The organism is Streptomyces sp. NPDC087844 (assembly GCF_044742785.1).
Lineage (GTDB): Bacteria > Actinomycetota > Actinomycetes > Streptomycetales > Streptomycetaceae > Streptomyces.
Genome location: NZ_JBIUVD010000002.1, coordinates 199,017 through 223,048 on the forward strand (window position 1 = coordinate 199,017; position 24,032 = coordinate 223,048).

Annotated in this window: 18 protein-coding genes, 3 pseudogenes and 1 riboswitch; of the genes and pseudogenes, 16 read left to right on the plus strand and 5 right to left on the minus strand. The window is 71.3% G+C overall.

Features of this window, described 5'->3' with window-relative positions:
- Window positions 1-7: 7 nt before the first annotated feature.
- The gene (locus ACIOKD_RS04495) at window positions 8-838 is read right to left on the minus strand and encodes a hypothetical protein (RefSeq protein ID WP_402078066.1); all 831 of its coding nucleotides are present in this window, start codon (window positions 836-838) and stop codon (window positions 8-10) included.
- Between the two features lie 372 nt (window positions 839-1,210).
- On the opposite strand from ACIOKD_RS04495, the gene purN reads away from it, so the two are divergent.
- Together purN and purH are read left to right on the plus strand one after the other, a co-directional pair.
- On the plus strand, window positions 1,211-1,840 hold the full coding sequence (gene purN / locus ACIOKD_RS04500; protein ID WP_402078069.1) for a phosphoribosylglycinamide formyltransferase: 630 nt from the start codon (window positions 1,211-1,213) through the stop codon (window positions 1,838-1,840).
- Entirely contained in the window at window positions 1,837-3,468 is a 1,632-nt protein-coding gene (purH, locus tag ACIOKD_RS04505; RefSeq protein ID WP_402078072.1) for a bifunctional phosphoribosylaminoimidazolecarboxamide formyltransferase/IMP cyclohydrolase, read from the plus strand. The genes purN and purH overlap by 4 nt, the downstream gene beginning before the upstream one ends.
- Before the next feature lie 312 nt (window positions 3,469-3,780).
- Here the strand turns inward: purH and ACIOKD_RS04510 are convergent, their stop codons facing one another.
- Window positions 3,781-4,437, minus strand: a complete 657-nt coding sequence (locus ACIOKD_RS04510) for a hypothetical protein (protein WP_402078074.1) — start codon at window positions 4,435-4,437, stop codon at window positions 3,781-3,783.
- 296 nt (window positions 4,438-4,733) lie between these two features.
- Between ACIOKD_RS04510 and ACIOKD_RS04515 the strand changes: the two genes are divergently transcribed.
- The 4 genes from ACIOKD_RS04515 to ACIOKD_RS04530 all read left to right on the plus strand — a co-directional run bounded on the left by ACIOKD_RS04515 (window position 4,734) and on the right by ACIOKD_RS04530 (window position 10,253).
- Complete coding sequence (locus ACIOKD_RS04515; RefSeq protein ID WP_402078077.1) at window positions 4,734-5,588, plus strand: bifunctional methylenetetrahydrofolate dehydrogenase/methenyltetrahydrofolate cyclohydrolase; 855 nt, start codon at window positions 4,734-4,736, stop codon at window positions 5,586-5,588.
- Between the two features lie 412 nt (window positions 5,589-6,000).
- Window positions 6,001-6,441, plus strand: a complete 441-nt coding sequence (locus ACIOKD_RS04520) for a DUF3017 domain-containing protein (protein ID WP_402078080.1) — start codon at window positions 6,001-6,003, stop codon at window positions 6,439-6,441.
- 866 nt (window positions 6,442-7,307) lie between these two features.
- The gene (locus ACIOKD_RS04525) at window positions 7,308-8,615 is read left to right on the plus strand and encodes a DUF2690 domain-containing protein (protein ID WP_402078082.1); all 1,308 of its coding nucleotides are present in this window, start codon (window positions 7,308-7,310) and stop codon (window positions 8,613-8,615) included.
- Window positions 8,616-9,263: 648 nt separating this feature from the next.
- The gene (locus ACIOKD_RS04530; protein WP_402078085.1) at window positions 9,264-10,253 is read left to right on the plus strand and encodes a malate dehydrogenase; all 990 of its coding nucleotides are present in this window, start codon (window positions 9,264-9,266) and stop codon (window positions 10,251-10,253) included.
- Window positions 10,254-10,328: 75 nt separating this feature from the next.
- On the opposite strand, the gene ACIOKD_RS04535 is transcribed toward ACIOKD_RS04530, so the two are convergent.
- A complete protein-coding gene (locus ACIOKD_RS04535; protein ID WP_402078087.1) occupies window positions 10,329-11,210 on the minus strand; it encodes a GNAT family N-acetyltransferase in 882 nt (293 codons plus the stop codon).
- 200 nt (window positions 11,211-11,410) lie between these two features.
- Here ACIOKD_RS04535 and ACIOKD_RS04540 point away from each other — a divergent pair, with 200 nt between their 5' ends.
- From ACIOKD_RS04540 to ACIOKD_RS04555, 4 genes and pseudogenes are all read left to right on the plus strand, one after another.
- Complete coding sequence (locus ACIOKD_RS04540; RefSeq protein WP_402078090.1) at window positions 11,411-12,922, plus strand: aldehyde dehydrogenase family protein; 1,512 nt, start codon at window positions 11,411-11,413, stop codon at window positions 12,920-12,922.
- A gap of 66 nt (window positions 12,923-12,988) precedes the next feature.
- On the plus strand, window positions 12,989-14,605 hold the full coding sequence (locus ACIOKD_RS04545) for a GMC family oxidoreductase (RefSeq protein ID WP_402078093.1): 1,617 nt from the start codon (window positions 12,989-12,991) through the stop codon (window positions 14,603-14,605).
- Window positions 14,606-14,613: 8 nt separating this feature from the next.
- Window positions 14,614-14,805 (plus strand): annotated as a pseudogene (locus ACIOKD_RS04550) (glycine/betaine ABC transporter ATP-binding protein); the annotation flags it as partial.
- Window positions 14,799-15,415: pseudogene (locus ACIOKD_RS04555) on the plus strand (glycine betaine ABC transporter substrate-binding protein); the annotation flags it as partial. The pseudogenes ACIOKD_RS04550 and ACIOKD_RS04555, both read left to right, overlap by 7 nt.
- 179 nt (window positions 15,416-15,594) lie before the next feature.
- Here the strand turns inward: ACIOKD_RS04555 and ACIOKD_RS04560 are convergent.
- Window positions 15,595-16,107, minus strand: a complete 513-nt coding sequence (locus ACIOKD_RS04560; protein WP_402078095.1) for a carboxymuconolactone decarboxylase family protein — start codon at window positions 16,105-16,107, stop codon at window positions 15,595-15,597.
- A gap of 47 nt (window positions 16,108-16,154) precedes the next feature.
- Between ACIOKD_RS04560 and ACIOKD_RS04565 the strand changes: the two genes are divergently transcribed.
- From ACIOKD_RS04565 to ACIOKD_RS04590, 6 genes and pseudogenes are all read left to right on the plus strand, one after another.
- A complete protein-coding gene (locus ACIOKD_RS04565) occupies window positions 16,155-17,567 on the plus strand; it encodes a PLP-dependent aminotransferase family protein (RefSeq protein ID WP_402078097.1) in 1,413 nt (470 codons plus the stop codon).
- Window positions 17,568-17,822: 255 nt separating this feature from the next.
- A pseudogene (locus ACIOKD_RS04570) lies at window positions 17,823-18,113 on the plus strand (glutathionylspermidine synthase family protein); the annotation flags it as partial.
- Window positions 18,114-18,203: 90 nt separating this feature from the next.
- A riboswitch (ZMP/ZTP riboswitch) is annotated at window positions 18,204-18,290 on the plus strand.
- Window positions 18,291-18,328: 38 nt separating this feature from the next.
- On the plus strand, window positions 18,329-19,786 hold the full coding sequence (locus ACIOKD_RS04575) for a glycine hydroxymethyltransferase (RefSeq protein WP_402078100.1): 1,458 nt from the start codon (window positions 18,329-18,331) through the stop codon (window positions 19,784-19,786).
- A 192-nt stretch (window positions 19,787-19,978) separates the two neighbouring features.
- Window positions 19,979-20,992, plus strand: a complete 1,014-nt coding sequence (gene trpS / locus ACIOKD_RS04580) for a tryptophan--tRNA ligase (protein ID WP_402078102.1) — start codon at window positions 19,979-19,981, stop codon at window positions 20,990-20,992.
- Between the two features lie 199 nt (window positions 20,993-21,191).
- Entirely contained in the window at window positions 21,192-21,770 is a 579-nt protein-coding gene (locus ACIOKD_RS04585) for a 2'-5' RNA ligase family protein (protein ID WP_402078104.1), read from the plus strand.
- An 87-nt stretch (window positions 21,771-21,857) separates the two neighbouring features.
- Window positions 21,858-23,054: a hypothetical protein gene (locus tag ACIOKD_RS04590; protein WP_402078106.1), complete on the plus strand. Its 1,197-nt coding sequence runs from the start codon at window positions 21,858-21,860 to the stop codon at window positions 23,052-23,054.
- Window positions 23,055-23,275: 221 nt separating this feature from the next.
- Here the strand turns inward: ACIOKD_RS04590 and ACIOKD_RS04595 are convergent, their stop codons facing one another.
- A complete protein-coding gene (locus tag ACIOKD_RS04595) occupies window positions 23,276-24,031 on the minus strand; it encodes a decaprenylphospho-beta-D-erythro-pentofuranosid-2-ulose 2-reductase (protein WP_402078108.1) in 756 nt (251 codons plus the stop codon).
- Window position 24,032: the final 1 nt, after the last annotated feature.

The following is a 24,032-nucleotide window of genomic DNA, read 5'->3' on the forward strand; positions in this document are numbered from 1 at the left end:
CCCCCGGTCAGTCGCGTGTGCCCAGCAGCCCCCGCAGCTCGTCCGGCAGCAGCGTGTCGCAGGATTTCTCCGCCGTGTTGGTGAGGGAGTCGTTCACACAGGTGTAGTAGTCGCGGTACACGAGCTGTGCGGTGAACGTCATCGCGACCATGGCGAGCGCCAGGGACGCCGTGACGAGGCCGGTGATCGCCGCCGTGGTCTGGGGCCTGGAGCCCTGGCCGACCGGTGCCGGGGTGTCAGGGTTCGTCGAGCGCGGCTTGGCGCGCAGGGCGCTGATCGACCAGTAGAGGGCCAGTGCGCCGAGCAGCAACGCCATGTAGGGCCAGCTGAAGAGGGCGAAGAAGAACGCCCAGATGCCGGACAGCAGTGCGTACCGGGCGCGCCTCTGCGGGGGGTCGGCCGGGTCCCAGCGCATCCCCGCTCCCGGGCCGCCGGACCCTTCCGGACCGCCCTGGCCGCCACCGGGGCCGCCCGAGTTGCCGGAGCCCGGCTTGTCACCGAAACGGCCGCCCTGGGAGGGCCCCGGCTGCCGGTCGCTCCACTGGCTGCCCCAGGGGGAGCTGCCGTCGTCCTGGCCGCCCCTGTCGTCCTGACCCTGGCCGCCCGCGGGCCGCCGCGGCTGCCACGGCCGGTCGGGGGTGCCTTCCGGCGGCGGGGCGAAGGGGTTGTCGTCCGAGGGGTTTCCCGGCGCCCGGGGCGGCTCGGGCCGCTGCCCGGTGGCCGGCGTGCCGGAGCCCTGCCCGCTCTCGGGCACGTCGTCGCTCTCCCGCGGTGGAGTGGGAGAGGAGCGCCGCTCGCGCAGCAGGAGCGGAGGGCGTCGGAGACTTCGGTCCGGCATCAGGTGTGCGTCTTCCCCTTGGTGGTGTCGGGCGGTGGTGATCGGCGCTGGTGATCGGCGGGCAACTGTCCACAGAGTCGGCTACGCCTCCGGGGGCTCACTTCCCGGACATTCGTACCTGTAGCTGTAGCTGTAGCTGTACCTGTCCCCGGTCAACGTCCCGTACGCACAAGGCGTTCCCCTGCGCGGACCGTCCTCCCGGAGTGGTTCCTCCCCTGACGCTACCTTCCGGCCACGCCCCCGTCCCGTGGGGGCCGCCCGGTGTGCCGGTATCGTTGCCGGCGGTCGGCCGCTTCGTAGACTTCCCCGTATTCGGGGGCGCGAAGCATTCGTACGACCATACAAAGGCACTCCCCGAGAAAGGGCCCCGTCGTGGCCAAGGCCAAGCGCCTCGTCGTGCTGGTCTCCGGATCAGGTACGAATCTGCAGGCTCTCCTCGACGCGATCGCGTCGCAGGGGGTGGCCGGCTACGGAGCCGAGATCGTCGCGGTCGGCGCGGACCGCGAGAACATCGCGGGTCTTGAGCGTGCCGAGCGTGCCGGGCTGCCGACCTTCGTCCGCCGGGTGAAGGACTACGGGACCCGTGACGAGTGGGACGCGGCACTGGCCGACGCCACCGGATCGTACGCACCGGATCTCGTCGTCTCGGCCGGGTTCATGAAGATCGTGGGCAAGGAGTTCCTTGCCCGCTTCGGCGGCCGGTGCGTGAACACCCACCCCGCCCTGCTGCCCAGCTTCCCGGGGGCGCACGGCGTCCGTGACGCCCTCGCCTACGGCGCGAAGGTCACCGGGTGCACCGTCCACTTCGTCGACGACGGCGTCGACACCGGCCCGATCATCGCCCAGGGCGTGGTCGAGGTCCGCAACGAGGACTACGAAGACGACGGGTCCGCTCTCCATGAGCGCATCAAGGAAGTCGAGCGAAGGCTGCTCGTCGATGTCGTGGGGCGGCTCGCCCGCAACGGCTATCGCATCGAGGGACGAAAGGTAGTTATCCAGTGACCGCCGAGAGCACAGGCAGCGCAGGCAGCGCCGGCAGCACAGACACGGCCGAGAGCAGCAAGCGGGTCATCCGGCGCGCGCTCGTCAGCGTCTACGACAAGACCGGACTCGAAGAGCTCGCCCGTGGCCTGCACGCGGCAGGCGTGGAGTTGGTCTCCACCGGTTCCACCGCCGCGCGGATCGCCGCCGCCGGGGTCCCCGTCACCAAGGTCGAGGAGCTCACCGGCTTCCCCGAGTGCCTGGACGGCCGGGTCAAGACGCTGCACCCGCGCGTGCACGCGGGCATCCTCGCCGACCTGCGCCTTGAGTCCCACCGGGAGCAGCTCGGCGAGCTGGGCGTCGAGCCGTTCCAGCTCGTGGTCGTGAACCTCTACCCGTTCCGGGAGACCGTCGCCTCGGGTGCCACCCCCGACGAGTGCGTCGAGCAGATCGACATCGGCGGCCCCTCGATGGTCCGCGCCGCCGCCAAGAACCACCCGTCCGTCTCCGTGGTCACCAGCCCCGAGCGGTACGCCGACGTGCTGTCCGCCGTCCGCGACGGCGGCTTCGACCTGCACGCCCGCAAGCGGCTCGCGGCCGAGGCCTTCCAGCACACCGCCGCGTACGACGTGGCCGTGGCCTCCTGGTTCGCGAGCGAGTACGCGCCCGCCGACGACTCGGACTTCCCCGAGTTCATCGGCTCGACCTTCGAGAAGCGCAACACCCTGCGCTACGGCGAGAACCCTCACCAGGGCGCCGCCCTGTACGTCGACACCGCATCCATCAGCGGCTCCGCCGCGGGGGGCGGCCTGGCCGACGCCGAGCAGTTGCACGGCAAGGAGATGTCGTTCAACAACTACACGGACACGGACGCCGCGCGCCGTGCCGCGTACGACCACGACGACCCGTGTGTCGCGATCATCAAGCACGCCAACCCGTGCGGCATCGCGATCGGCGCGAACGTCGCCGAGGCGCACCGCAAGGCGCACGCCTGCGACCCGCTCTCCGCGTTCGGCGGTGTCATCGCCGTCAACCGCCCCGTCTCCAAGGAGATGGCGGAACAGGTCGCCGAGATCTTCACCGAGGTCATCGTCGCGCCCGAGTACGAGGACGGCGCGCTGGAGGCCCTCGCCAAGAAGAAGAACATCCGCGTGCTGCGCGCCCACCAGGGTCCGTCCGCGCCGGTCGAGGTCAAGCAGATCGACGGCGGCCGGCTCCTGCAGGCCGCCGACCGCCTGCAGGCCGCCGGCGACGACCCGTCCTCCTGGACCCTGGCGACCGGCGACGCCCTCTCGCAGGGCGAGCTGGACGAGCTGGCCTTCGCCTGGCGCGCCTGCCGGGCCGTCAAGTCCAACGCGATCCTCCTCGCCAAGGACGGCGCCTCGGTCGGCGTCGGCATGGGCCAGGTCAACCGTGTCGACTCCGCCAAGCTCGCGGTCGAGCGCGCGGGCGCCGAGCGTGCCCGGGGCTCCTTCGCCGCCTCGGACGCCTTCTTCCCGTTCCCCGACGGCCTGGAGATCCTGACCGCGGCCGGCGTCCGGGCGGTGGTCCAGCCCGGCGGTTCGGTCCGCGACGAACTGGTGGTCGAGGCGGCCAAGAAGGCCGGCGTCACCATGTACTTCACGGGGACGCGGCACTTCTTCCACTGAGCCGCACGCGTGGGGCGGTCCGTCGGCAGTACTTTCCAGTACACCGGCGGGCCGTTGTCGTCGAAGCCCGGCCCTTCGCCGCCGGAGGAGTTCGACCGCCGCCGTGGTGTCCTCAGCAGTTCTTGCCGGCGACGTCCTTCCACGTCTTGTTCTTCCCCGTGTAGCTCCTGCCGTCGAAGTGCACGGCCTTGCGGTCGGCCTCCGTGGGGATGCCGGCGGCCTTGTAGCGCTGCTCGTGTTGCAGGTGCGCCAGGGCCGTGTCTCCCGGGCGGGACGGAGCACGGCCCTCGGCGTGACGTGTCGCCCCCGAAGTCAGTACCGCGGACGCTTGAACCAGGCGGAGGCGGCGCCGTTCACCATCGAGGCGAGGATGATGCCGGCCATGGCGAGGGAGATGATCCCGCCGAAGGTGATGGAACCGCCGCCGCCCTGCACGGTGTTGTTGAGACCGCCGAGGATCATCAGCGACGCGTACACGATCGTCGTGACGCGGATGCCGGTGCCGCCGTTCTTGAACTTGACGCCCAGGAAGATCGACAGGGCGCCGACGCCGACCAGGAGCGCCGCGAACACGAAACCGAGGCCCGCGAAGGTGTCGGTGTCGTCACCGCTGCCGAAGCCGTTCGACGCGTCCTGCGCGGCGCCGACCACGATGCCGGCGATGATCCCGACCAGGAGCTGCAGGCCCGCCAGGATGAACAGCAGGACGCGCGCGGTCTTCATCAGACCCGGCATCTCCATGGGCAGGTGGTTCCCGCCCGGGTAACCGGGATACGCCGGCTGCTGCGGGTAGCCGTATCCGTAGCCGGGCTGCTGCGGCGGGGCGCCCTGCGGGTAGCCGTAACCGGGCTGGCCCTGGGGAGGCTGGGGCGGGTAACCGGGCTGGCCCTGCGGCTGCTGCGGCGGATATCCGGGCTGCTGGCCCTGGGGAGGCGGGCCGTAGGGGTTGTTCGGATCGCCGAAACTCATGGCGTCTTTCCTCCGTCGTTGCGTCGAGTGCGGGGACGACGCGGCGCATTCGGAGGAAAGTTCTACAGATGCGGTTCGTCCCCCCGGTACTGTCCGCGGCACTGTGTCATTCATCGTCCTTAACGCGTCACTTATTTGTCCAGCCGGATACCGGCTGCGTTGTGCAAGTGCAACCTCGCCGATCATGGGGCGAAGCGGGACAGGCGCGGGGCGGGGCGGGGTGTCGGGGGAGCTCGGGGGCCGTAGGCGGGGGGCCGGATTGGAACCAGGGCCCCGTCATCCGCGAGGATGGGCACATGACCGCCCAGATTCTCGATGGCAAGGCCACCGCAGCCGCGATCAAGTCCGCCCTGACCGTCCGTGTGGCGGCCCTGAAAGAGAGGGGCATCACGCCCGGACTCGGGACCGTCCTGGTCGGTGAGGACCCCGGCAGCCAGAAGTACGTCGCGGGCAAGCACCGCGACTGCGCGCAGGTCGGGATCGCCTCCATCCAGCGTGAACTGCCCGCGACCGCCACGCAGGAGGAGATCGAGGCGGTCGTCCGCGAGCTCAACGAGGACCCGTCCTGCACCGGGTACATCGTCCAGCTGCCGCTGCCCAGGGGCATCGACGAGAACCGCATTCTCGAACTGATGGACCCGGACAAGGACGCGGACGGGCTCCATCCGATGAACCTCGGCCGTCTCGTCCTGAACGAGCCGGCCCCGCTGCCCTGCACCCCGAACGGCGTCCTCACCCTGCTCCGGCAGTACGGAGTGGAGATCAAGGGCGCCGAGGTCGTGGTCGTCGGCCGTGGTGTGACCATCGGCCGGTCGATGCCGCTGCTGCTCACGCGGCGCTCGGAGAACGCGACGGTCACGCAGTGCCACACCGGTACGCGTGATCTGGCCGCGCATCTGCGCCGGGCCGACATCATCGTGGCCGCGGCGGGTTCCGCGCACCTGATCCGCCCCGAGGACGTGAAGCCGGGGGCGGCCGTCCTCGACGTCGGCGTCTCGCGCAACGCCGAGGGCAAGATCGTGGGCGACGTCCACCCCGGCGTGGCCGAGGTCGCCGCGTGGATCTCGCCCAACCCGGGCGGAGTGGGCCCGATGACCCGCGCCCAGCTCCTCGTCAACGTGGTCGAGGCGGCGGAACGCAGTGCCGGCTGAGCGCGAGCCGGTGGCCCCGGCGCAGAAGGATGCCGTGACCGTGACCGCGACGGAGAGCGAGGTCCGGGGTACGGGTGACGCGCCGGCGTCAGACACGGCGTCAGGCACGGCGTCAGGCACGGCGTCAGGCACGGCGTCGGCCACGGCGTCGGCCACGGCCGAGAACGGAGCCCCGGACCGGCAGGATGCCGTTCAGTCGACCTCGGACCCGGCTCCGGGCTCGGCCCCGGCCGCGAAGTCGGCGTCCGGCCCGGACTCGGCTCCGGACTCGGGCTCGGACTCGGGCTCCGTATCAGCCTCGGGCTCAGCCCCAGCCCCAGCCCCGGAATCGGCGTCCGGACCGGGCGCGGGAGTCGGCTCAGCTCCGGAGTCGGCTCCGGAAGCGGAGAGCGGATCCGCTCAGGAAGACGAGTTGACCGTCCGTGACGCCGTCAGTGCGCCCGGGCCCGACGGGGAGGCGCGGCGGGTCACACGGCGGTTCCCACTGTTCACCCGGGACACCGCGCGGCCCGAGGGCGGCGGCAGAGCGGCGCCCAGCGGCGCCCCCGCGCCCGCACGGCAGTGGCCGATCCTCGCGGTCACCGGCCTGGTCGGACTGGGACTGCTGCTGACCGCGCTCGACGCGTTCAAGGCGGGGACCCTGCTGATCGGCATCGCGTTGCTCGTGGGGGCCGCCATGCGCTGGGTACTGCCCGACGTGGGCATGCTCGCCGTCCGCTCCCGGTTCACGGACCTCGTCACGTACGGCGTCCTGGGGGCGACCATCGCCCTGCTCGCGATGATGGCGCAGCCGAATCCCTGGCTGGAGCTTCCGTTCCTGGACGACACGCTGCACTTCACGATCAGGACGTGAGCGGGAGCGCTCCGCTTGGTGACCGCGGGGTGGTGCGTCGTGCGGACCCGCCGGTCCGCCGTGGCTGAGCGCGCAGTTCCCCGCGCGCCCGTGGGGCGTTCGAGCGGCGACGCCCGTCCACTCCCCCGAAGCGCGGAGGGGCGCCGCCTGGAACAAGGGTCATGGACGTGCCAACGGCTCTTCAATAGCTGTCAGCCGCCTGTGGCAGGGTGGTGACGGTTCCGGCACCTCCCGCGCGCGGGGCGCGCAAAACGTGTCCGCGCCGGTACCGGTCGCCCCGGACGCCGTACGCGCCACCGTTTCCGTCGATAGCCTGGCGGACCGACCGCGGCCGTCGCCTCATCGTGACGGTGGCGAGCGGTCGACGATCCGATCTGCCCCCTGGTGTGCGTGTGATCCCCCTGAAGACGCGAGTGACGCACGAGGTCGCGCATGCGTTCCCCGCGTGTCGATATGTCGACAAGTCCGCGGATGGGTCGCGATCACTCCCAAGGTCGTGGACAACGTGGACAACGGGGGCAACGGGGGCAACGGGGGCAGCATGGGCAATCGGGACGCTCCGGTGCGTCCCCGTGCACGTCCCCGTGCACGTCCCCGTGCACGTCCCTGTGCTCATCCCCCTGCACGTCCCCGCCCATGGGCCCGGCCATCTCGTCAGCCGAGAGGCAAGTCGGTGGGACACTGGACCGCAGACCAGGGGGCATGCGACGGTGCATGCCCACAGGCCCGAATGCTCCCGTGCGCCCCCACCCCGGGAACTGAGGTCCGGACCGAGCGCATCCCTGTGACTAGCCGGAACGGGGACTCGGCAAGGGCTTCACACGCGGGAAAAGACCAGCACGTACGGGGGGAAGAGGGGGGTATCAATGCCTCGTTGGAGGCCCTTGCCGGATGAACTCGATCCGCAGGTAAGGGAGTTCGCCAGCCAGTTGCGCCGACTGGTCGACCGCGGTGGGCTGAGCATCGCCGCCGTGGCCGACCGCACGGGATACAGCAAGACGTCCTGGGAGCGGTATCTGAACGGCCGCCTGCTCGCGCCCAAGGGCGCGATCGTGGCGTTGGCCGAGGTGACCGGGACCAATCCCGTCCATCTGACGACCATGTGGGAGCTCGCCGAGCGCGCCTGGAGCCGTTCGGAGATGCGCCACGACATGACCATGGAGGCGATCCGGATCTCCCAGGCGCGCGCCGCGCTGGGAGAGTTCGGGCCGACTCCTGCCAAGGGGGGAAAGAGCGAAAAGCAGGCGCGCGCCGGGGGAAGCGCGACGGCCGCGCCCAAGCCGGGTATCGCGGGCCCTGCCGGGGTGGCACCCACCGTGCCCCCGCAGAGCCCGGCGCAGAGCCCGGCACAAGGGGACGAGCGCAGGCCGCCTTACGGGGCCGGGGCCGGTGCCGGTGCCGCCAGCGGCGGCGAGGGTGCCGGTGCGAGGACCGGTGCGGATGCGCGGGGCGGCGGTTGGGGAGTCGTCGCCTCGCCCCCGGGAGCGTCCGGAGTCTCCGGACCCAGGGGCGCCGGTGGACCTGGCGGCCCTGGTGGTCCCGGCACGTCCGGTGCCTCCGGCTTCGGTCCGCCGGGAGCCTACGGGCCGTCCGGCTCGGCCGGTCCCGCGGGAGCAGGCGGCGGTCAGGCCGCGGGCACGCCCCAGGACGCGCGGCCGGGAACCGGCGGTCCGCCCGACGGGCAGCGGCGCAAGCGGCGGCTCACCATGTACCTCGCCGGAGTCGTGGGCGCGCTCGTGGTGATAGCCGCGGCCGTGTTCCTCACGAACTCCGGCGGTGACGACGATGGCGGGAACGAGGCCAAGCCGACCCCGAGTCCCACGGTGAGCAAGGAACTCCCGGCCGGTGTCGAGTGCAGCGGCGCGGACTGCGCGGGCAAGGACCCGGAGAACATGGGCTGCGGCGGGACACTGGCGCAGACCGTGGAGAAGGTCGTTGTCGGCACCGCCCAGGTCGAGGTCCGGTACAGCGAGACGTGCGGCGCCGCCTGGGCCCGTATCACCGCGGCCGGAGCGGGGGACACGGTCCGGATATCCGTCGGCTCGGCTGCCGCGCAGACCGCCGAGGTCGAGACGGACACCGACGCCTACACCCCGATGGTCGCGGTGAAGAGCGCCACCGGGGCGAAGGCCTGCGCGACGCTCGCGTCGGGCGTGGAGGGCTGCACGAAGTAGGCGATCGCGTCACCGGAATGCGGCCCGGACGGGCGTCCGACTCCTTTGAGCCGGGCGCCCGTCGCCGTCGTGGCGCGCGCACGGCGAACCCCGTAAGGGAGGAATGGCCGGCGTACTCGGGGGCAGGCGGACCGTACCCCCACGGGAGTCCGGCGTTGTTCCGGCAGGACGAGCAGCTTCCGCGCTGCCGACCGGCACCCCCACCCGGCGGCCGTCGGCCCACTCTCCCGGATCGACGGCCGCCACCTTCACCAGCCACCCGGCCCTCAGATCTTCCGGGGCACGGTTGCTTTTCAGGGGCGCGGGGAACGGCGCAGTCTTCGGCGTTGCAGGGGCGCGGGGAACGGCGCAGTCCTTTGCCTTTCAGGGGCGCGGGGAACGGCGCAACCACCCCCACCGGGCCCGCACCGCACGACGCACCCGACCCTGCCGACCCGGCCGGCCCCGCGCGGGCCCCGCCCTGTGGGACGGGCCACATCGGACCCGCGCATCCGGGATCCCGGATGCGCGATAGCCTGACCGCTGGATCTCTCTTGACGCCGAGAGATCGATCATCGGCACCGGTGATCGATCATCCCGGCGCCAGGGCCGGGATCCCGTACCCCGGGGCAGGGACGCCCCACCGTCAGCTGCCCTACGGAGAACGCCATGACCCGCACTCCCGTGAACGTCACCGTTACCGGCGCGGCCGGCCAGATCGGTTACGCCCTGCTCTTCCGCATCGCCTCCGGCCAGCTGCTCGGCGCGGACGTGCCGGTCAAGCTGCGTCTGCTGGAGATCACACCGGCGCTGAAGGCCGCCGAGGGCACCGCCATGGAGCTCGACGACTGCGCCTTCCCGCTCCTTCAGGGCATCGACATCACCGACGACCCGAACGTGGCCTTCGACGGCACGAACGTCGGTCTGCTCGTCGGCGCCCGCCCCCGCACCAAGGGCATGGAGCGCGGTGACCTTCTGGAGGCCAACGGCGGCATCTTCAAGCCCCAGGGCAAGGCCATCAACGACCACGCCGCGGACGACGTCAAGATCCTCGTCGTCGGCAACCCGGCCAACACCAACGCCCTCATCGCCCAGGCCGCCGCCCCCGACGTACCGGCCGAGCGCTTCACGGCGATGACCCGCCTGGACCACAACCGCGCGCTCACCCAGCTCGCGAAGAAGACGGGCTCGACCGTCGCGGACATCCAGCGCCTCACCATCTGGGGCAACCACTCCGCCACCCAGTACCCCGACATCTTCCACGCCACGATCGCCGGCAAGAACGCCGCCGAGACCGTGAACGACGAGAAGTGGCTGGCCGAGGAGTTCATCCCGACCGTCGCCAAGCGCGGTGCGGCCATCATCGAGGCCCGCGGCGCCTCCTCCGCCGCCTCGGCCGCGAACGCCGCCATCGACCACGTGTACACCTGGGTCAACGGCACGGCGGACGGCGACTGGACCTCCATGGGCATCCCGTCCGACGGTTCGTACGGTGTCGCGGAGGGCCTCATCTCCTCCTTCCCCGTCACCGCGAAGGACGGCTCGTACGAGATCGTCCAGGGTCTCGACATCAACGAGTTCTCCCGCGCCCGCATCGACGCGTCGGTGCAGGAGCTCGCGGAGGAGCGCGAGGCGGTCCGCGCCCTCGGCCTTCTCTAGGCACCCGGTCTGTTCCACTGATCCCCGGGCAGCCGCCCGGGGATCAGTGCGTTGCGCCTCCCCTGCGCCGGTCGTTCAGCGGGGCAGGGGCTTCTCGAACCAGTACCCGGCGTGCGGATTGTCGCCGTACGCTGGGATCTCGGTGTAGCCGCCGGTGCGGTACCTCGCCGCCGCCTCCTTGAGCGCTTCGTGCGTGTCGAGGCGTACGGTCCGGTGTCCGCGTTCGGCGGCCGTGTGCTCCAGTTCGGTCAGCAGCCGCCGTCCGAGGCCCAGCCCGCGGGCGTCCGGGTGCACCCACAGGTGCTTCACCTCGGTCGTCCCGGCGTCGAGCGCGCACAGCGCCCCGCAGCCGACGGCACGCTCCTCCTCGTACGCGACCAGGAAGACGGCGATCCGCTCGGGTGGTACGAGGTCGGCGGCGGCGTACCCCTCGGGGAACCGTTCGTCGAGTTCGGCGGCGTAACGGGCGACGCAGGCGCGCGCGTCGGCCGACGTGGCGTCGACGGACCTGACCGTGATCGCGGCCAGCCGCAGCAACCGCTCGGTGACGGCGACAGCCTCGGTCAGCCGCCCCCGCTGGGGCTCGCTCAGCCCGCGCAGCAGTCCTTCGGCGAGTTCGTCCGCGCGGCGGTTCTGCTCCGCCAGTTCGGCGCGCCCGGCCGGTGTGGGCTCCGCGAGGCGCAGTCTGCTGTCCCTCGGGTGCACGGTGACCCGCACGAGCCCCTGCTTCTCCAGCGCGCGCACCATCCGGCTCAGGTATCCGGCGTCGAGGCCGAGCCGGGTCCGCAGTTCCCGCAGTGACGCGCCGGCTCCGATCTCGTACAGCAGTCGGGCCTCGCCGAGGGGCCGGTCCTGCCCGAGGTAGTGATCGTCGAGCACGCCGATCCGGCGCGTGAAGTAGCGGTTGAAGCGACGCAGGGTCGTCACGTGCGCCTCAGAGACTGGCATCGGCTCCATAATCTTTGACTTTAGTCAAAGAGTGATGAGGGTGTCCACGTTTCGGGCGGCTTGTCAGTGACCCCGCGCACTTCGACGGCCGCGCGCGCATGACATCGGGGCCGAGGGGCAGGTGCTCCCGGCCTCGGGAGTGACGTGCGTGTGACGCGAGGGCTGATGACACAGGGGCACCGAACAGGAACGGAAGGCAGCACCGAAACATGTCGGGACACCAGGCGCAGCAGACGATTCATGTGGACGGCGAGTGGCGTGCGGCCGTCTCGGGGGCCACCCGGGACATCCTCGACCCGGCGGACGCCAAGCCGTTCGCCGAGGTCGCCGAGGGCGGGGTGCCGGACACGGACGCCGCCGTCGAGGCCGCCCGGCGCGCCTTCGACCACGGAGCATGGCCCCGCACGCCCGTCACCGAGCGGGCCGCCCTCCTGCGCCGTGTCGCCGATCTCCTCGTCCGCGACCGCGAGAAGCTCGGGCTCCTGGAGAGCCGGGACGCGGGCAAGACGCTGGAGGAGGGGCGGGTCGACATCGACTGCGTCGCCGACGCCTTCCGGTACTTCGCCGATCTCGTCGTCGGAGAGGGCGGCGGGCGGGTCGTCGACGCCGGCTCGGACGACATCCACAGCGTCGTCGTGCACGAGCCCGTCGGCGTCTGCGCGATGATCACGCCCTGGAACTACCCGCTGCTGCAGGCCAGCTGGAAGGTCGCCCCGGCCCTCGCCGCGGGGAACACCTTCGTCCTCAAGCCCAGCGAGATCACCCCGCTGACCACCGTCGCCCTCATCGAGCTGCTGGTCGAGGCCGGGCTGCCCGCCGGAGTGGCCAACCTCGTCACCGGCCCCGGGCACAGCGTCGGCGCCCGTCTCGCCGAGCACCCCGGCGTCGACCTCGTCTCCTTCACCGGCGGACTCGCCAGCGGTACGAAGGTCGCGCAGGCCGCCGCCGTCACCGTGAAGAAGGTCGCCCTCGAACTCGGCGGCAAGAACCCCAACGTCGTCTTCGCCGACTCCTGCGCCACCGAGGAGGGCTTCGACACCGCCGTCGACCAGGCCCTGAACGCCGCGTTCATCCACAGCGGCCAGGTCTGCTCGGCGGGCTCCCGGCTGATCATCGAGGAGTCGGTACGCGACCGGTTCGTCGCCGAACTGGTGCGCCGGGCCGGGCTGATCCGGCTCGGCCGAGGCACCGAGGAAGGCGTCGAGTGCGGCCCGCTGGTCTCCGCCGAACAGCGCGAGAAGACCGAGGGGTACGTGGCAGCCGCCCTGGCGGAGGGCGCGGTGCTGCGGACCGGCGGCGCCCGCCCCGACCCGTCCGAGCGGCTCCCCGCCACCGGCTACTTCTACGAGCCGACCGTCCTCGACCAGTGCCACCGCGAGATGCGCGTCGTACGGGAGGAGGTCTTCGGGCCCGTCCTGACGGTGGAGACCTTCCGTACGGAGGACGAGGCCGTCGCGCTCGCCAACGACACGGAGTACGGACTCGCGGGAGGCGTCTGGGCCGCCGACGCGGGGCGCGCCCGGCGTGTGGCCGGACGGCTGCGGCACGGCACCGTCTGGATCAACGACTTCCACCCCTACCTTCCGCAGGCGGAGTGGGGCGGTTTCGGCAAGAGCGGCGTCGGCCGCGAGCTGGGCCCGGCGGGCCTCGCCGAGTACCGCGAGACGAAGCACGTGTACCAGAACCTCGCGCCGAAGCCGGTCCGCTGGTTCGCGGGCTGACGCCAGGCCCCCTCACAGGTCCTCACGCCGCCCCCCACCTCACAAGGTCCCCTGGAGCGCCACCGCATGCCCGAAGACAAGCGCGAGCCCGAAAGCACGTACGAGCACACGCATGAGCGCGAGCACACGCACGAGCACGAGCACGAGCGCACGTACGACTACGTCGTCATCGGCGGCGGCACCGCGGGATCCGTCATCGCCTCCCGCCTCACCGAGAACCCCGACGTCACCGTCGCCGTCATCGAGGGCGGCCCCAGTGACGTGGACCGGGACGACGTCCTGACCCTGCGCCGCTGGATGGGTCTGCTCGGCGGTGAGCTCGACTACGACTACCCGACGACCGAGCAGCCGCGCGGCAACTCGCACATCCGGCACAGCCGTGCCCGGGTTCTCGGCGGCTGCTCCTCGCACAACACCCTCATCGCGTTCAAGCCGTTGCCGTCCGACTGGGACGAGTGGGAGGCGGCGGGCGCCGAGGGCTGGGGTTCGGCCCCCATGGAGGCGTACTTCCCGCGCCTGCGCAACAACATCGTCCCGGTCGACGAGAAGGACCGGAACGCCATCGCCCGCGACTTCGTGGACGCGGCGCAGTCGACGCTCGGTGTGCCGCGCGTGGAGGGGTTCAACAAGAAGCCGTTCACCGAGGGCGTCGGCTTCTTCGACCTCGCCTACCACCCGGAGACCAACAAGCGCTCCAGCGCGTCCGTCGCGTATCTGCACCCCGTCATGGACGAGCGTCCCAACCTGCACCTCTACCTGGAGACCTGGGCGAACAAGCTGGAGCTGGACGGCACTGGCGGCACTGACGGCACCCGGGTCCGCGGGGTCCACGTGACGACGAAGGACGGCGACGAACTCCTCGTACGGGCCCGGCGCGAGGTCCTGCTGTGCGCCGGCGCCGTCGACTCGCCCCGGCTGCTGCTGCACTCCGGCATCGGGCCGCGCGAGGACCTCGAACAGCTCGGCATACCCGTGGCCCACGACCTGCCGGGTGTCGGCGAGAACCTGCTCGACCACCCCGAGTCGGTCATCGTCTGGGAGACGGACGGGCCGATCCCCGAGAACTCCGCGATGGACTCCGACGCGGGTCTGTTCGTACGGCGGGATCCCGAACGGGCGGGCCCCGACCTGATGTTCCACTTCTACCAGATCCCGTTCACGGACAATCCGGAGCGCCTCGGCTACGAACGCCCCGAGCACGGCGTCTCGATGACCCCGAACATCCCCAAGCCGCGCAGCCGCGGTCGCCTCTACCTGACCAGCGCCGACCCGGCTGAGAAGCCCGCCCTCGACTTCCGCTACTTCACGGACGAGGACGACTACGACGGCCGCACCCTCGTCGACGGCATCAGGATCGCCCGCGAGATCGCGAAGGCGGAGCCGCTCGCGCACTGGCTCAAGCGCGAGGTGTGCCCCGGCCCCGAGGTCACCGGCGACGAGGAACTGAGCGAGTACGCGCGGAAGGTCGCCCACACGGTGTACCACCCGGCGGGCACCTGCCGGATGGGCGCGACGGACGACCGGCTCGCCGTGGTGGACCCCGAGTTGCGCGTCCGCGGCCTCGACGGCATCAGGATCGCCGACGCGTCCGTCTTTCCGACCATGCCCGCCGTGAACCCGATGATCGGGGTCCTCATGGTCGGCGAGAAGTGTGTGGACCTGCTGGGAGGCGGTGCGTGCTGAGTACGGAGATCTCTGTTCGGGAGGCTGCCGCCGAGCGCACGGGCGCCGAGCCCGCCGAACCCGTCTTCTCCGTCGACGGCCTGTGGAAGGTCTTCGGCCCCAAGGCGGACCGGGTCCCCGCCGACCCCGAGCTCGCCGCCCTCTCCGCCGCCGAACTCCGGACCCGTACCGGCTGTACGGCCGCCGTGCGGGACGCTACCTGCTGGAGCACGAACTCGGCTATCGCGTCGACACCGTCCAGGTCGACGAGGTCCCCGTGTGGGACGCGCTCAGCCAGGGGCGTGTCGACGCGATCCTGGAGGACTGGGGCCACCCCGAGCAGGAACAGCGGTACGTCGAGGACAAGAGGACGATCGTGGACGGCGGCGGTCTCGGCGTCACCGGACACATCGGCTGGTTCGTACCGACGTACTTCGCGAAGCGGCACCCCGACGTGACGAACTGGAAGAACCTGGACACGTACGCGGACCAGCTCCGCACCGCCGAGAGCGGCGGCAGGGGCCAACTCCTCGACGGCTCACCCTCGTACGTCACGAACGACAAGGCGCTGGTGAAGAACCTGGACCTCGACCACCAGGTGGTGTTCGCCGGTTCCGAGGCGGCGTGGATCACCCAGATGCGGCAGTTCGCCAAGGAGAAGAAGCCGTTCCTCACGTACTGGTACCCGCGTACAAGGAGGGCTGCGACGCTGATCCGGAGGCGGTCGCCTGCGCGTATCCGCACACGCCGCTCCGCAAGTACCTGAACGCGGACTTCGCGAAGTCCGGCGGCGGGGCCGCGGCGTTCCTGAAGAAGTTCAGGTGGACGACCGTGGCGTCCGGTGTGTCCCTGGCTACGGGCCGGTGGCGGCGTGCCGCGCAGTTCCCCGCGCCCCCGAAAGGCCGCGGGGAACTGCGCGCCCAGCCCCCACCGGCCCGCAGCCGACGCGAACGGGTGGACCCTCCCCGAAGCGGGGCCCGGAAGGACAGGGCCCGGAAGGACGGACGTCGTTACTTGTGCTGCCCGGCCTCGTAATGTCCCGGCACAAGGCGGCAGGTCACGCCGAAGCGGTTCCACGCGTTGATCACCGTGATCGAGGCGAGCAGCTGGGACAACTCGGTCTCGTCGAAGTGCCGGGCGGCGGTCTCGAACACCTCGTCCGGGACGAAGCCGTCCGTCAGGACCGTCACGGCCTCGGTCAGCGCGAGCGCCGCGAGTTCCTTCTCCGTGTAGAAGTGCCGGGACTCCTCCCATGCGCTGAGCTGGACGATCCGCTCGACGCTCTCACCCGCCGCGAACGCGTCCTTCGTGTGCATGTCGAGGCAGAACGCGCAGTGGTTGAGCTGCGAGGCGCGGATCTTCACCAGTTCCAGCAGCACGGGGTCGACGCCCTGCCGGGCGGCGGCGTCCAGCCGGACCATGGCCTTGTACACCTCGGGGGCGAACTTCACCCACTGGAGTCGGGGGGTGTCCTCTGGGGCGTACGAGGTGTCCCGCACGGTGCCGTTCTCCGTTGTCGTCATGTGGTCGACACTACGAGCGAACCAGCCCAGGAGTATGGTCCATTTCCATGGCCGGATCTTGGGCCACTTTCGGAGTGGATCTGCATGTCGACGTGGCGCGTACCGGCTCCGGCCTGCGCAGAGGCCTCACGGACGCGCTGCGGGAGGCGGTGCGGGGCGGACGGCTCGCACCGGGCGTCCGGTTGCCGTCCTCACGCTCCCTCGCCGCCGACCTCGGCATCGCCCGCAACACGGTCGCCGACGCGTACGCCGACCTCGTCGCCGAGGGCTGGCTCACCGCACGCCAGGGCTCGGGCACGCGAGTGGCGCAGCGGGACGTGCCGCTCCCGGCCTCTCCCGCGCGCAGGCCCCGGTCACCCAGGGGACCCGCCTACGACCTCGTCCCCGGCACTCCGGACCTCGCCTCCTTCCCGCGCGCCGAGTGGCTCAAGGCGTGCCGCCGTGCCCTCACCGCGGCACCGAACGACGCCTTCGGTTACGGGGATCCGCGCGGCCGGGTGGAACTGCGCACCGCCCTCGCCGGCTACCTCGCCCGCGCCCGAGGCGTACGCGCCGACCCCGACCACATCCTCGTCTGCTCGGGTTTCGTCCACGGGCTGATGCTGCTCGGGGAGGTGCTGCGACGGCGGGGCGCACGGACGCTCGCGGTGGAGTCGTACGGGCTCGATGTGCACTGGGGTCTGATCGAACGGGCGGGGCTGGGGTCGGTGCCGCTGCCGTTCGACGAACTGGGCACGCGGACGGAGGACTTGACGGAGCGCGGTGGCGGCGGCGCCGTGGGTGGGGTGCTGCTCACCCCCGCCCACCAGTTCCCCATGGGTGTACCGCTGCGCCCCGACCGCCGGGCCGCCGCCGTCGACTGGGCGCGGCGCACGGGCGGGCTGATCCTGGAGGACGACTACGACGGCGAGTTCCGCTACGACCGCCAGCCCGTGGGCGCGCTCCAGGGCCTCGACCCGGACCGCGTGGTGTACTTCGGCACCGCAAGCAAGGCCCTCGCGCCCGGCCTGCGCCTCGGCTGGCTGGTCCTGCCGCCGGACGTGGCGCCCGAGGTCATGGCGGCGAAGGGCGGCGCGGACTGGTCGTGCGGGGTCCTGGACCAGCTGACACTGGCGGAGTTCATCACCTCGGGCGCGTACGACCGTCATGTACGCGCCTCCCGCCTCCGTTACCGGCGCCGCCGCGACCAACTCGTCGCGGCCCTGGCGGCCCGTGCCCCGTCGGTCACGGCCACCGGTATCGCGGCCGGATTCCACGCCGTGCTGCGGCTCCCGCCCGGCACCGAGCAGTCGGTGGTCCGCGCGGCGGCCTGGCACGGCCTGGCCGTCCACGGCCTGACCAGGTACCGCCACCCGGCCGCCACGCCCCCTTTGACGGACGCCCTGGTCGTCGGCTACGGAACCCCGTCGGACAGCGGCTGGCCAGGAGCGCTGGAAACACTGTGCGGGGCGCTGCCCTAGCCCCGCCCGTGCGCGGCGATCGCCCGCAGCACCGTCGCCGTCCCGGAACACACCGCCGCACCGAGGGCACACAGCATTCCAAGGAGCACAAAATGAGCACAAAATGACATTGGAGGAGGGGGAGGAGGGGGAGTTGGGGGAGCAGCGCAGAAGACCGCGGTCCAGCACGGTCGTACTCGGTGGCATGGGCGTCCTCGCGACAGCCCTCACCTCGTGCGGTTCCGATCCCGACCGCCGCTGTGTGGACCGCGACGCCCCCGCGAACTGGCCACCACCAGCGGATACGTGGTCAAGCCCCTCCTCGGTCGCGAGGGGGCCGGCGGCACGGTCCACGAACCGGGTTCCGGCCCCGGCCCCCTCGCCGTCCGCGAAGAGGCCTGCCGCTACCAGGAGCCGGCGCCCCTGCCGTCCTTCGACGGCAACCGGGTCGTCCTGGGAGCCTGGGTCGTCGGACACGAATCGGCCGGCTTCGGCATCCGTGAATCGTCCGTCCTGGTGACGGACGAGGACGAGTACGCACGCTTTCTGCCGCACGTGAGCCTGTGACCCACGGTGGGGGCGGGCCCCGACGGCACTCTGCCGTCGCTCGCATGGTGGACGGCGGAACCTCTCCCGCGGACGCTCCCGGTAGGCTGATCCACGGGCCGTGACTGGCGCGCTGGGATGGGATCGACCATCGGGGAGCGGCCCGGGAACCGTGTGCCGTGCGCCTGGGCCGAACCGTGAACGCCGAACGCCGAACGCCACGTCCGGAGGCCGTCATGCCCGAGCCCCTTTCCACCCCTCTCTCCGCCGAATCCACCGCCTTCCGCAGTGCCCTCGAAGTGATCCGTGCCGTCGAACCCCGGATCGCCGACGCCATCGGGCAGGAGGTCGCCGACCAGCGCGAGATGCTCAAGCTGATCGCCTCCGAGAACTACGCCTCCCCCGCCACCCTCCTCGCGATGGGCAACTGGTTCAGCGACAAGTACGCGGAAGGCACCGTCGGCCGCCGCTTCTACGCCGGCTGCCGCAACGTGGACACCGTCGAGGCCCTCGCCGCCGAGCACGCCCGCGAGCTCTTCGGCGCCCAGCACGCCTACGCCCAGCCACACTCCGGCATCGACGCCAACCTCGTCGCCTTCTGGGCCGTCCTCGCCCAGCGCGTCGAGGCCCCCGCACTGGAGAAGGCAGGCGTCCGCAACGTCAACGACCTCTCCGAGGCCGACTGGGCCGAGCTGCGCCAGGCCTTCGGCAACCAGCGCATGCTCGGCATGTCCCTGGACGCCGGCGGCCACCTGACCCACGGCTTCCGTCCGAACATCTCAGGCAAGATGTTCGACCAGCGCTCCTACGGCACCGACCCCACCACCGGCCTCATCGACTACGAGGCCCTGCGCGTCACGGCCCGCGAGTTCAAGCCGATGATCGTCGTCGCCGGCTACTCCGCCTACCCCCGTCTCGTGAATTTCCGGATCATGCGCGAGATCGCCGACGAGGTCGGTGCCACGCTCATGGTGGACATGGCCCACTTCGCCGGCCTCGTCGCCGGCAAGGTCCTCACCGGGGACTTCGACCCGGTCCCGCACGCCCAGATCGTCACCACGACCACCCACAAGTCGCTGCGCGGCCCGCGCGGCGGCATGGTCCTGTGCGACTCGTCGCTCGCCGACCAGGTCGACCGCGGCTGCCCGATGGTCCTCGGCGGCCCCCTTCCGCACGTCATGGCCGCCAAGGCGGTCGCACTCGCCGAGGCACGCCGCCCCGAGTTCCGTGACTACGCCCAGGCCGTGGTCGACAACGCCCGCGCCCTCGCCGAGGGCCTGATGCGGCGCGGTGCCACGCTGGTCACCGGCGGCACGGACAACCACCTCAACCTCATCGACGTCGCCTCCTCCTACGGCCTCACCGGCCGCCAGGCCGAGTCGGCCCTGCTCGACTCGGGCATCGTCACCAACCGCAACGCGATCCCCGCCGACCCGAACGGCGCCTGGTACACCTCGGGCATCCGGATCGGCACGCCCGCGCTGACCACCCGGGGTCTCGGTGCCACCGAGATGGACGAGATCGCGGGCCTCATCGACCGCGTCCTCACCACCACGGAACCGGGCACCACCAAGAAGGGCACCCCCTCCAAGGCCCAGCACATCCTCGACCCGAAGATCGCGGACGAGATCTCCCACCGCGCGACCGACCTCCTGACCGGCTTCCCGCTCTACCCGGAGATCGACCTCGGCTGATGTCCCGGTCGGGCGCCCGCACTGTGTGCTCCCGGTCGGGCGCTCGTACCGAGTGTTCCCGGTCGGGTGCTCGTACCGAGTGTTCCCGGTCGGGTGCCCGCACCGTTTTGTCACGCCGTCGGAGACAGACCGGGCCCCACCTGTTTCCGACCAGTTCCGGAGCGGGCCCCGACACCTGAGAGAATGGTGGGCATGGCTCTCGACCGTCCCCGCGTGCTCTCCGGAATCCAGCCCACCGCAGGCTCGTTCCACCTCGGCAACTACCTCGGCGCCGTCCGCCAGTGGGTGGCCCTGCAGGAGTCCCACGACGCCTTCTACATGGTCGTGGACCTGCATGCGATCACCCTCCCGCAGGACCCCGTGGACCTGCGCGCGAACACCCGGCTCGCCGCGGCCCAGCTGCTGGCCGCCGGGCTCGACCCCGAGCGCTGCACACTCTTCGTCCAGAGCCATGTCCCCGAGCACGCCCAGCTCGCGTGGATCATGAACTGCCTCACCGGCTTCGGCGAGGCCGCCCGCATGACCCAGTTCAAGGACAAGTCCGCCAGGCAGGGTGCCGACCGTGCCTCCGTCGGCCTCTTCACGTACCCGATCCTGCAGGTCGCGGACATCCTGCTGTACCAGGCCAACGAGGTCCCCGTGGGCGAGGACCAGCGCCAGCACATCGAGCTGACGCGTGACCTCGCCGAGCGGTTCAACAGCCGCCTGGGGCAGACGTTCACGGTTCCGAAGCCGTACATCCTCAAGGAGACGGCGAAGATCTTCGATCTTCAGGACCCGGCGATCAAGATGAGCAAGTCGGCGTCGACGCCGAAGGGCCTCATCAACCTCCTCGACGAGCCGAAGGCCACCGCCAAGAAGGTCAGGAGCGCGGTCACCGACACGGACACGGTGATCAGGTTCGACCCCGTGGCGAAGCCGGGCATCAGCAATCTGCTGGGCATCTACTCCAACCTCACCGGCACCGGTGTCGCGGAACTGGAGCAGAAGTACGCCGGCAAGGGCTACGGTGCGCTGAAGACGGACCTGGCGGAGGTCATGGTCGACTTCGTGACGCCCTTCCGGGAGCGCACCCAGCAGTATCTGAACGACCCGGAGACGCTCGACTCGATCCTGGCCAAGGGAGCGGAGAAGGCTCGCGCGGTCGCGGCGGAGACGCTCTCCCAGGCGTACGACAAGGTGGGCTTCCTGCCCGCCAAGCACTGATCGCCGAGCACCGGCCGCCCATACGGGAGCCCGTAGGGGAGTCCGTACGGCGGCCCGGACGAGACCAGGACAACACCGGCACGACATCCGGAACGGGCCCGCACCGCCGTACAGTCGATAGCCGAACCGGCGGCAGCCCATGCCTGACCGGAACGCCGACACGGCGGAACAGAACACCGGCACAACGACAGGAGACGACGTGGGGACCGTAACGATCGGTGTGTCGATCGCGGTCCCGGAGCCACACGGCAGCCTGCTCCAGGAGCGGCGCGCGGGCTTCGGCGACCCCGCGGCTTCCGGCATTCCCACCCACGTCACACTGCTGCCGCCGACAGAGGTCGAGCGGGAGGCACTGCCCGCGATCGAGACGCATCTCGTCGAGGTCGCGGCGGCCGGCCGCCCCTTCTCGATGCGGCTGAACGGCACGGGAACGTTCCGTCCGCTGTCCCCGGTCGTGTTCGTGCAGGTGGTCGAGGGCGCCGAGGCCTGCACCTGGCTGCAGAAGCAGGTCAGGGACGCCTCCGGGCCCGTCGCGCGCGAGCTGCAGTTCCCGTACCACCCGCATGTGACGGTGGCGCACGGCATCGACGACGAGGCGATGGACCGTGCCTTCGAGGAACTGGCGGAGTACGAGGCGCACTGGCCGTGCACCGGCTTCGCGCTCTACGAGCAGGGGCCCGACGGCGTGTGGCGCAGGCTGCGCGACTACGTCTTCGGGGGCGCGGTCGTACCGCCGCAGGCTGCTCATGTGAAAAGAGGCCCGCTCCCGGCCTGCTGATCAGATCAGATCGGATCAGATCAGAATTGGGTCAGGTCGGGTTGGATCGGCAGTACGGGGCTCGTGGGATCCGGGACCAGGGGGAACATGCGCAAGGTGATGGCGGGGCTCGCCGTTCTCGGCCTCGCGCTGACCGGATGCGGTACGGACGACGGCGGCGGCGGCGATCGCGGGAATCGCGGGGAGCGCGGTGACGGCAGGGCGACGTCGGCCGGGATGAGCTGGGCGTACGACGAGATCCTCGACGAGGGCAGTCTGTCGGACGTGCTGGCGAACGGCGCCGACGACGTCTGGGCCGTCGGCACGGTCCCGAGCGGCAACGAACCTCTGTCCGGCGAGGGGTTCCTGCTCCACCGGGACGGCACCCGATGGCAGCGGCAGCCGATACCCGCGGTACTCGGCGACAGCGTCCATCAGGCCCGCCTCGACGGCCTGGGCTCCGGCGAGTTCCTGCTGACGGCCTCCGTGCAGGACACGACCACGTCGCGGACGGCTCACTGGGACGGCGCGAAGTGGACCGTTCTTCCGAGGACTCCCGGCGGCGGCCGGGTCACCGAGGTGAAGGCTTTCGCGGCCGACGACGTCTGGGCCCTGACCACCGAGTCCCGGTTCCAGCACTGGGACGGCGCGCGGTGGAGCGCCGTGACGCTGCCCGACGGTGTCACCGCCACCTCGCTCGACGGCGTCGCTTCCGACGACCTGTGGGCGGCCGGCTACCGCGGCACCGGTGACGGCACCGACGGCCACGAGATGCAGCAGCCCGCCGCCGTGCACTGGGACGGCAAGGCCTGGCGGCTGACCGACACACCCGAGTACCGCTACCCCGACCCGGTGCCGGCCGAGCCCAGCGCCTCGATCGCCCGGGTCCTGGCCTTCGCCGCCGACGACGTCCGGGCGTACGGCACGCACAGCTTCAACCATGGCGAAGGGGAGAACGAGCCTCAGGAAGAGGCCGTTCGGCTGCGCTGGGACGGCGCCCGCTGGAGCGAGGTGGCCGACGCCCAGGGGGACTGCGCCGAGCGCGTTCCCGTGGCCCGCGACGGCGTCGGCGGGGTTTTCCTCGACGGCAGCCGGTACGTCACCGGTGACGGGGCCTGTACGAAGATCAAGCGGTCTCGGCTGCCCAGCGAGGGTGGGGTCAGGGACGGCTCGCGGCAGTCGCTGTGGCTGTCCGCCGTGGAGTCGGTGCCCGGCACCGACCAGGTTCTTGGCGTGGGCCAGGTTCAGGTCAACCAGAGCGGTGACCCGATGAACAAGGCCGTCATCGTGTCGCTCAAGAGGTAGCGCTGCGCGCTGCGCGCGGCTCCGGGTCCCGGGTCCCGGGTCCCGGGTCCCGGGTACAACTCCGGGTCCCGGGTACGGCTCCGGGTTCGGCTCCGGGTTCGGGGAGTCTCGGGTTCGGTGCCGGGCTGCGGGTCGGTGGGGGCCTGGCGCGCAGTTTCCCGCGCCCCTCAGGGGGCATGGCCCACACGTCCCTCAGGGGGCACAGCCCCACGGGGGCACGGTTACAGCGGCAGGCGGCGGAACACGCCCCGCGGGACGTGCCGCAGCGCCGACATGACCACCCGTAGCGCGCCCGGTACCCACACCGTTTCGGAGCGGCGGCGCAGACCCGTTTCGATGGCTGTGGCGACCGCTTCGGGAGTCGTCGCGAGCGGGGCCTCCTCCAGGCCCTCCGTCATCTTCGAGCGGACGAAGCCGGGGCGTACGACCATCACGTGGACGCCCGTGCCGTACAGCGCGTCCCCCAGGCCCTGGGTGAACGCGTCGAGGCCCGCCTTGCTGGAGCCGTAGATGAAGTTGGCGCGGCGGGCCCGTTCGCCCGCCACCGAGGAGAGCACCACCAGGGAGCCGTGGCCCTGCGCCTGCAGCGCTCGCGCGCACACCAGTCCCGACGACACGGCGCCCGTGTAGTTGGTCTGCGCGACCCGTACCGCGGCACCGGGCTCGTTCTCGTCGTGCGACTGGTCGCCGAGGACGCCGAACGCGAGCAGGACCATGTCGATGTCCCCCTCGGCGAAGACCTTGCCGAGGGCCGCCTCGTGGGCGTCGGGGTCGAGCGCGTCGAAGTCGACGGTACGGACGTCCGCGCCGAGTTCGCGCAGCCCCGAGGCGGCCGATTCCAGGCCGGGTGAGGGACGGCCCGCGAGCCACACCGTGCGGGTGCGGCGGGTGATCAGCCGTCGTGCGGTGGCGAGCCCGATCTCGGACGTGCCGCCGAGGACGAGCAGGGACTGGGGGATGCCGAAGGCGTCCTTCATG

What these genes read in the sequence shown, in the direction of transcription:
- ACIOKD_RS04495 (WP_402078066.1), bottom strand. Translation starts at nt 838, where the DNA reads ATGCCGGACCGAAGTCTCCGACGCCCTCCGCTCCTGCTGCGCGAGCGG.
- ACIOKD_RS04510 (WP_402078074.1), bottom strand. Translation starts at nt 4,437, where the DNA reads ATGAGTTTCGGCGATCCGAACAACCCCTACGGCCCGCCTCCCCAGGGC.
- ACIOKD_RS04515 (WP_402078077.1), top strand. Translation starts at nt 4,734, where the DNA reads ATGACCGCCCAGATTCTCGATGGCAAGGCCACCGCAGCCGCGATCAAG.
- ACIOKD_RS04525 (WP_402078082.1), top strand. Translation starts at nt 7,308, where the DNA reads ATGCCTCGTTGGAGGCCCTTGCCGGATGAACTCGATCCGCAGGTAAGG.
- ACIOKD_RS04530 (WP_402078085.1), top strand. Translation starts at nt 9,264, where the DNA reads ATGACCCGCACTCCCGTGAACGTCACCGTTACCGGCGCGGCCGGCCAG.
- ACIOKD_RS04535 (WP_402078087.1), bottom strand. Translation starts at nt 11,210, where the DNA reads ATGGAGCCGATGCCAGTCTCTGAGGCGCACGTGACGACCCTGCGTCGC.
- ACIOKD_RS04540 (WP_402078090.1), top strand. Translation starts at nt 11,411, where the DNA reads ATGTCGGGACACCAGGCGCAGCAGACGATTCATGTGGACGGCGAGTGG.
- ACIOKD_RS04545 (WP_402078093.1), top strand. Translation starts at nt 12,989, where the DNA reads ATGCCCGAAGACAAGCGCGAGCCCGAAAGCACGTACGAGCACACGCAT.
- ACIOKD_RS04560 (WP_402078095.1), bottom strand. Translation starts at nt 16,107, where the DNA reads ATGACGACAACGGAGAACGGCACCGTGCGGGACACCTCGTACGCCCCA.
- ACIOKD_RS04565 (WP_402078097.1), top strand. Translation starts at nt 16,155, where the DNA reads ATGGCCGGATCTTGGGCCACTTTCGGAGTGGATCTGCATGTCGACGTG.
- ACIOKD_RS04575 (WP_402078100.1), top strand. Translation starts at nt 18,329, where the DNA reads ATGCCCGAGCCCCTTTCCACCCCTCTCTCCGCCGAATCCACCGCCTTC.
- trpS (WP_402078102.1), top strand. Translation starts at nt 19,979, where the DNA reads ATGGCTCTCGACCGTCCCCGCGTGCTCTCCGGAATCCAGCCCACCGCA.
- ACIOKD_RS04590 (WP_402078106.1), top strand. Translation starts at nt 21,858, where the DNA reads ATGCGCAAGGTGATGGCGGGGCTCGCCGTTCTCGGCCTCGCGCTGACC.
- ACIOKD_RS04595 (WP_402078108.1), bottom strand. Translation starts at nt 24,031, where the DNA reads ATGAAGGACGCCTTCGGCATCCCCCAGTCCCTGCTCGTCCTCGGCGGC.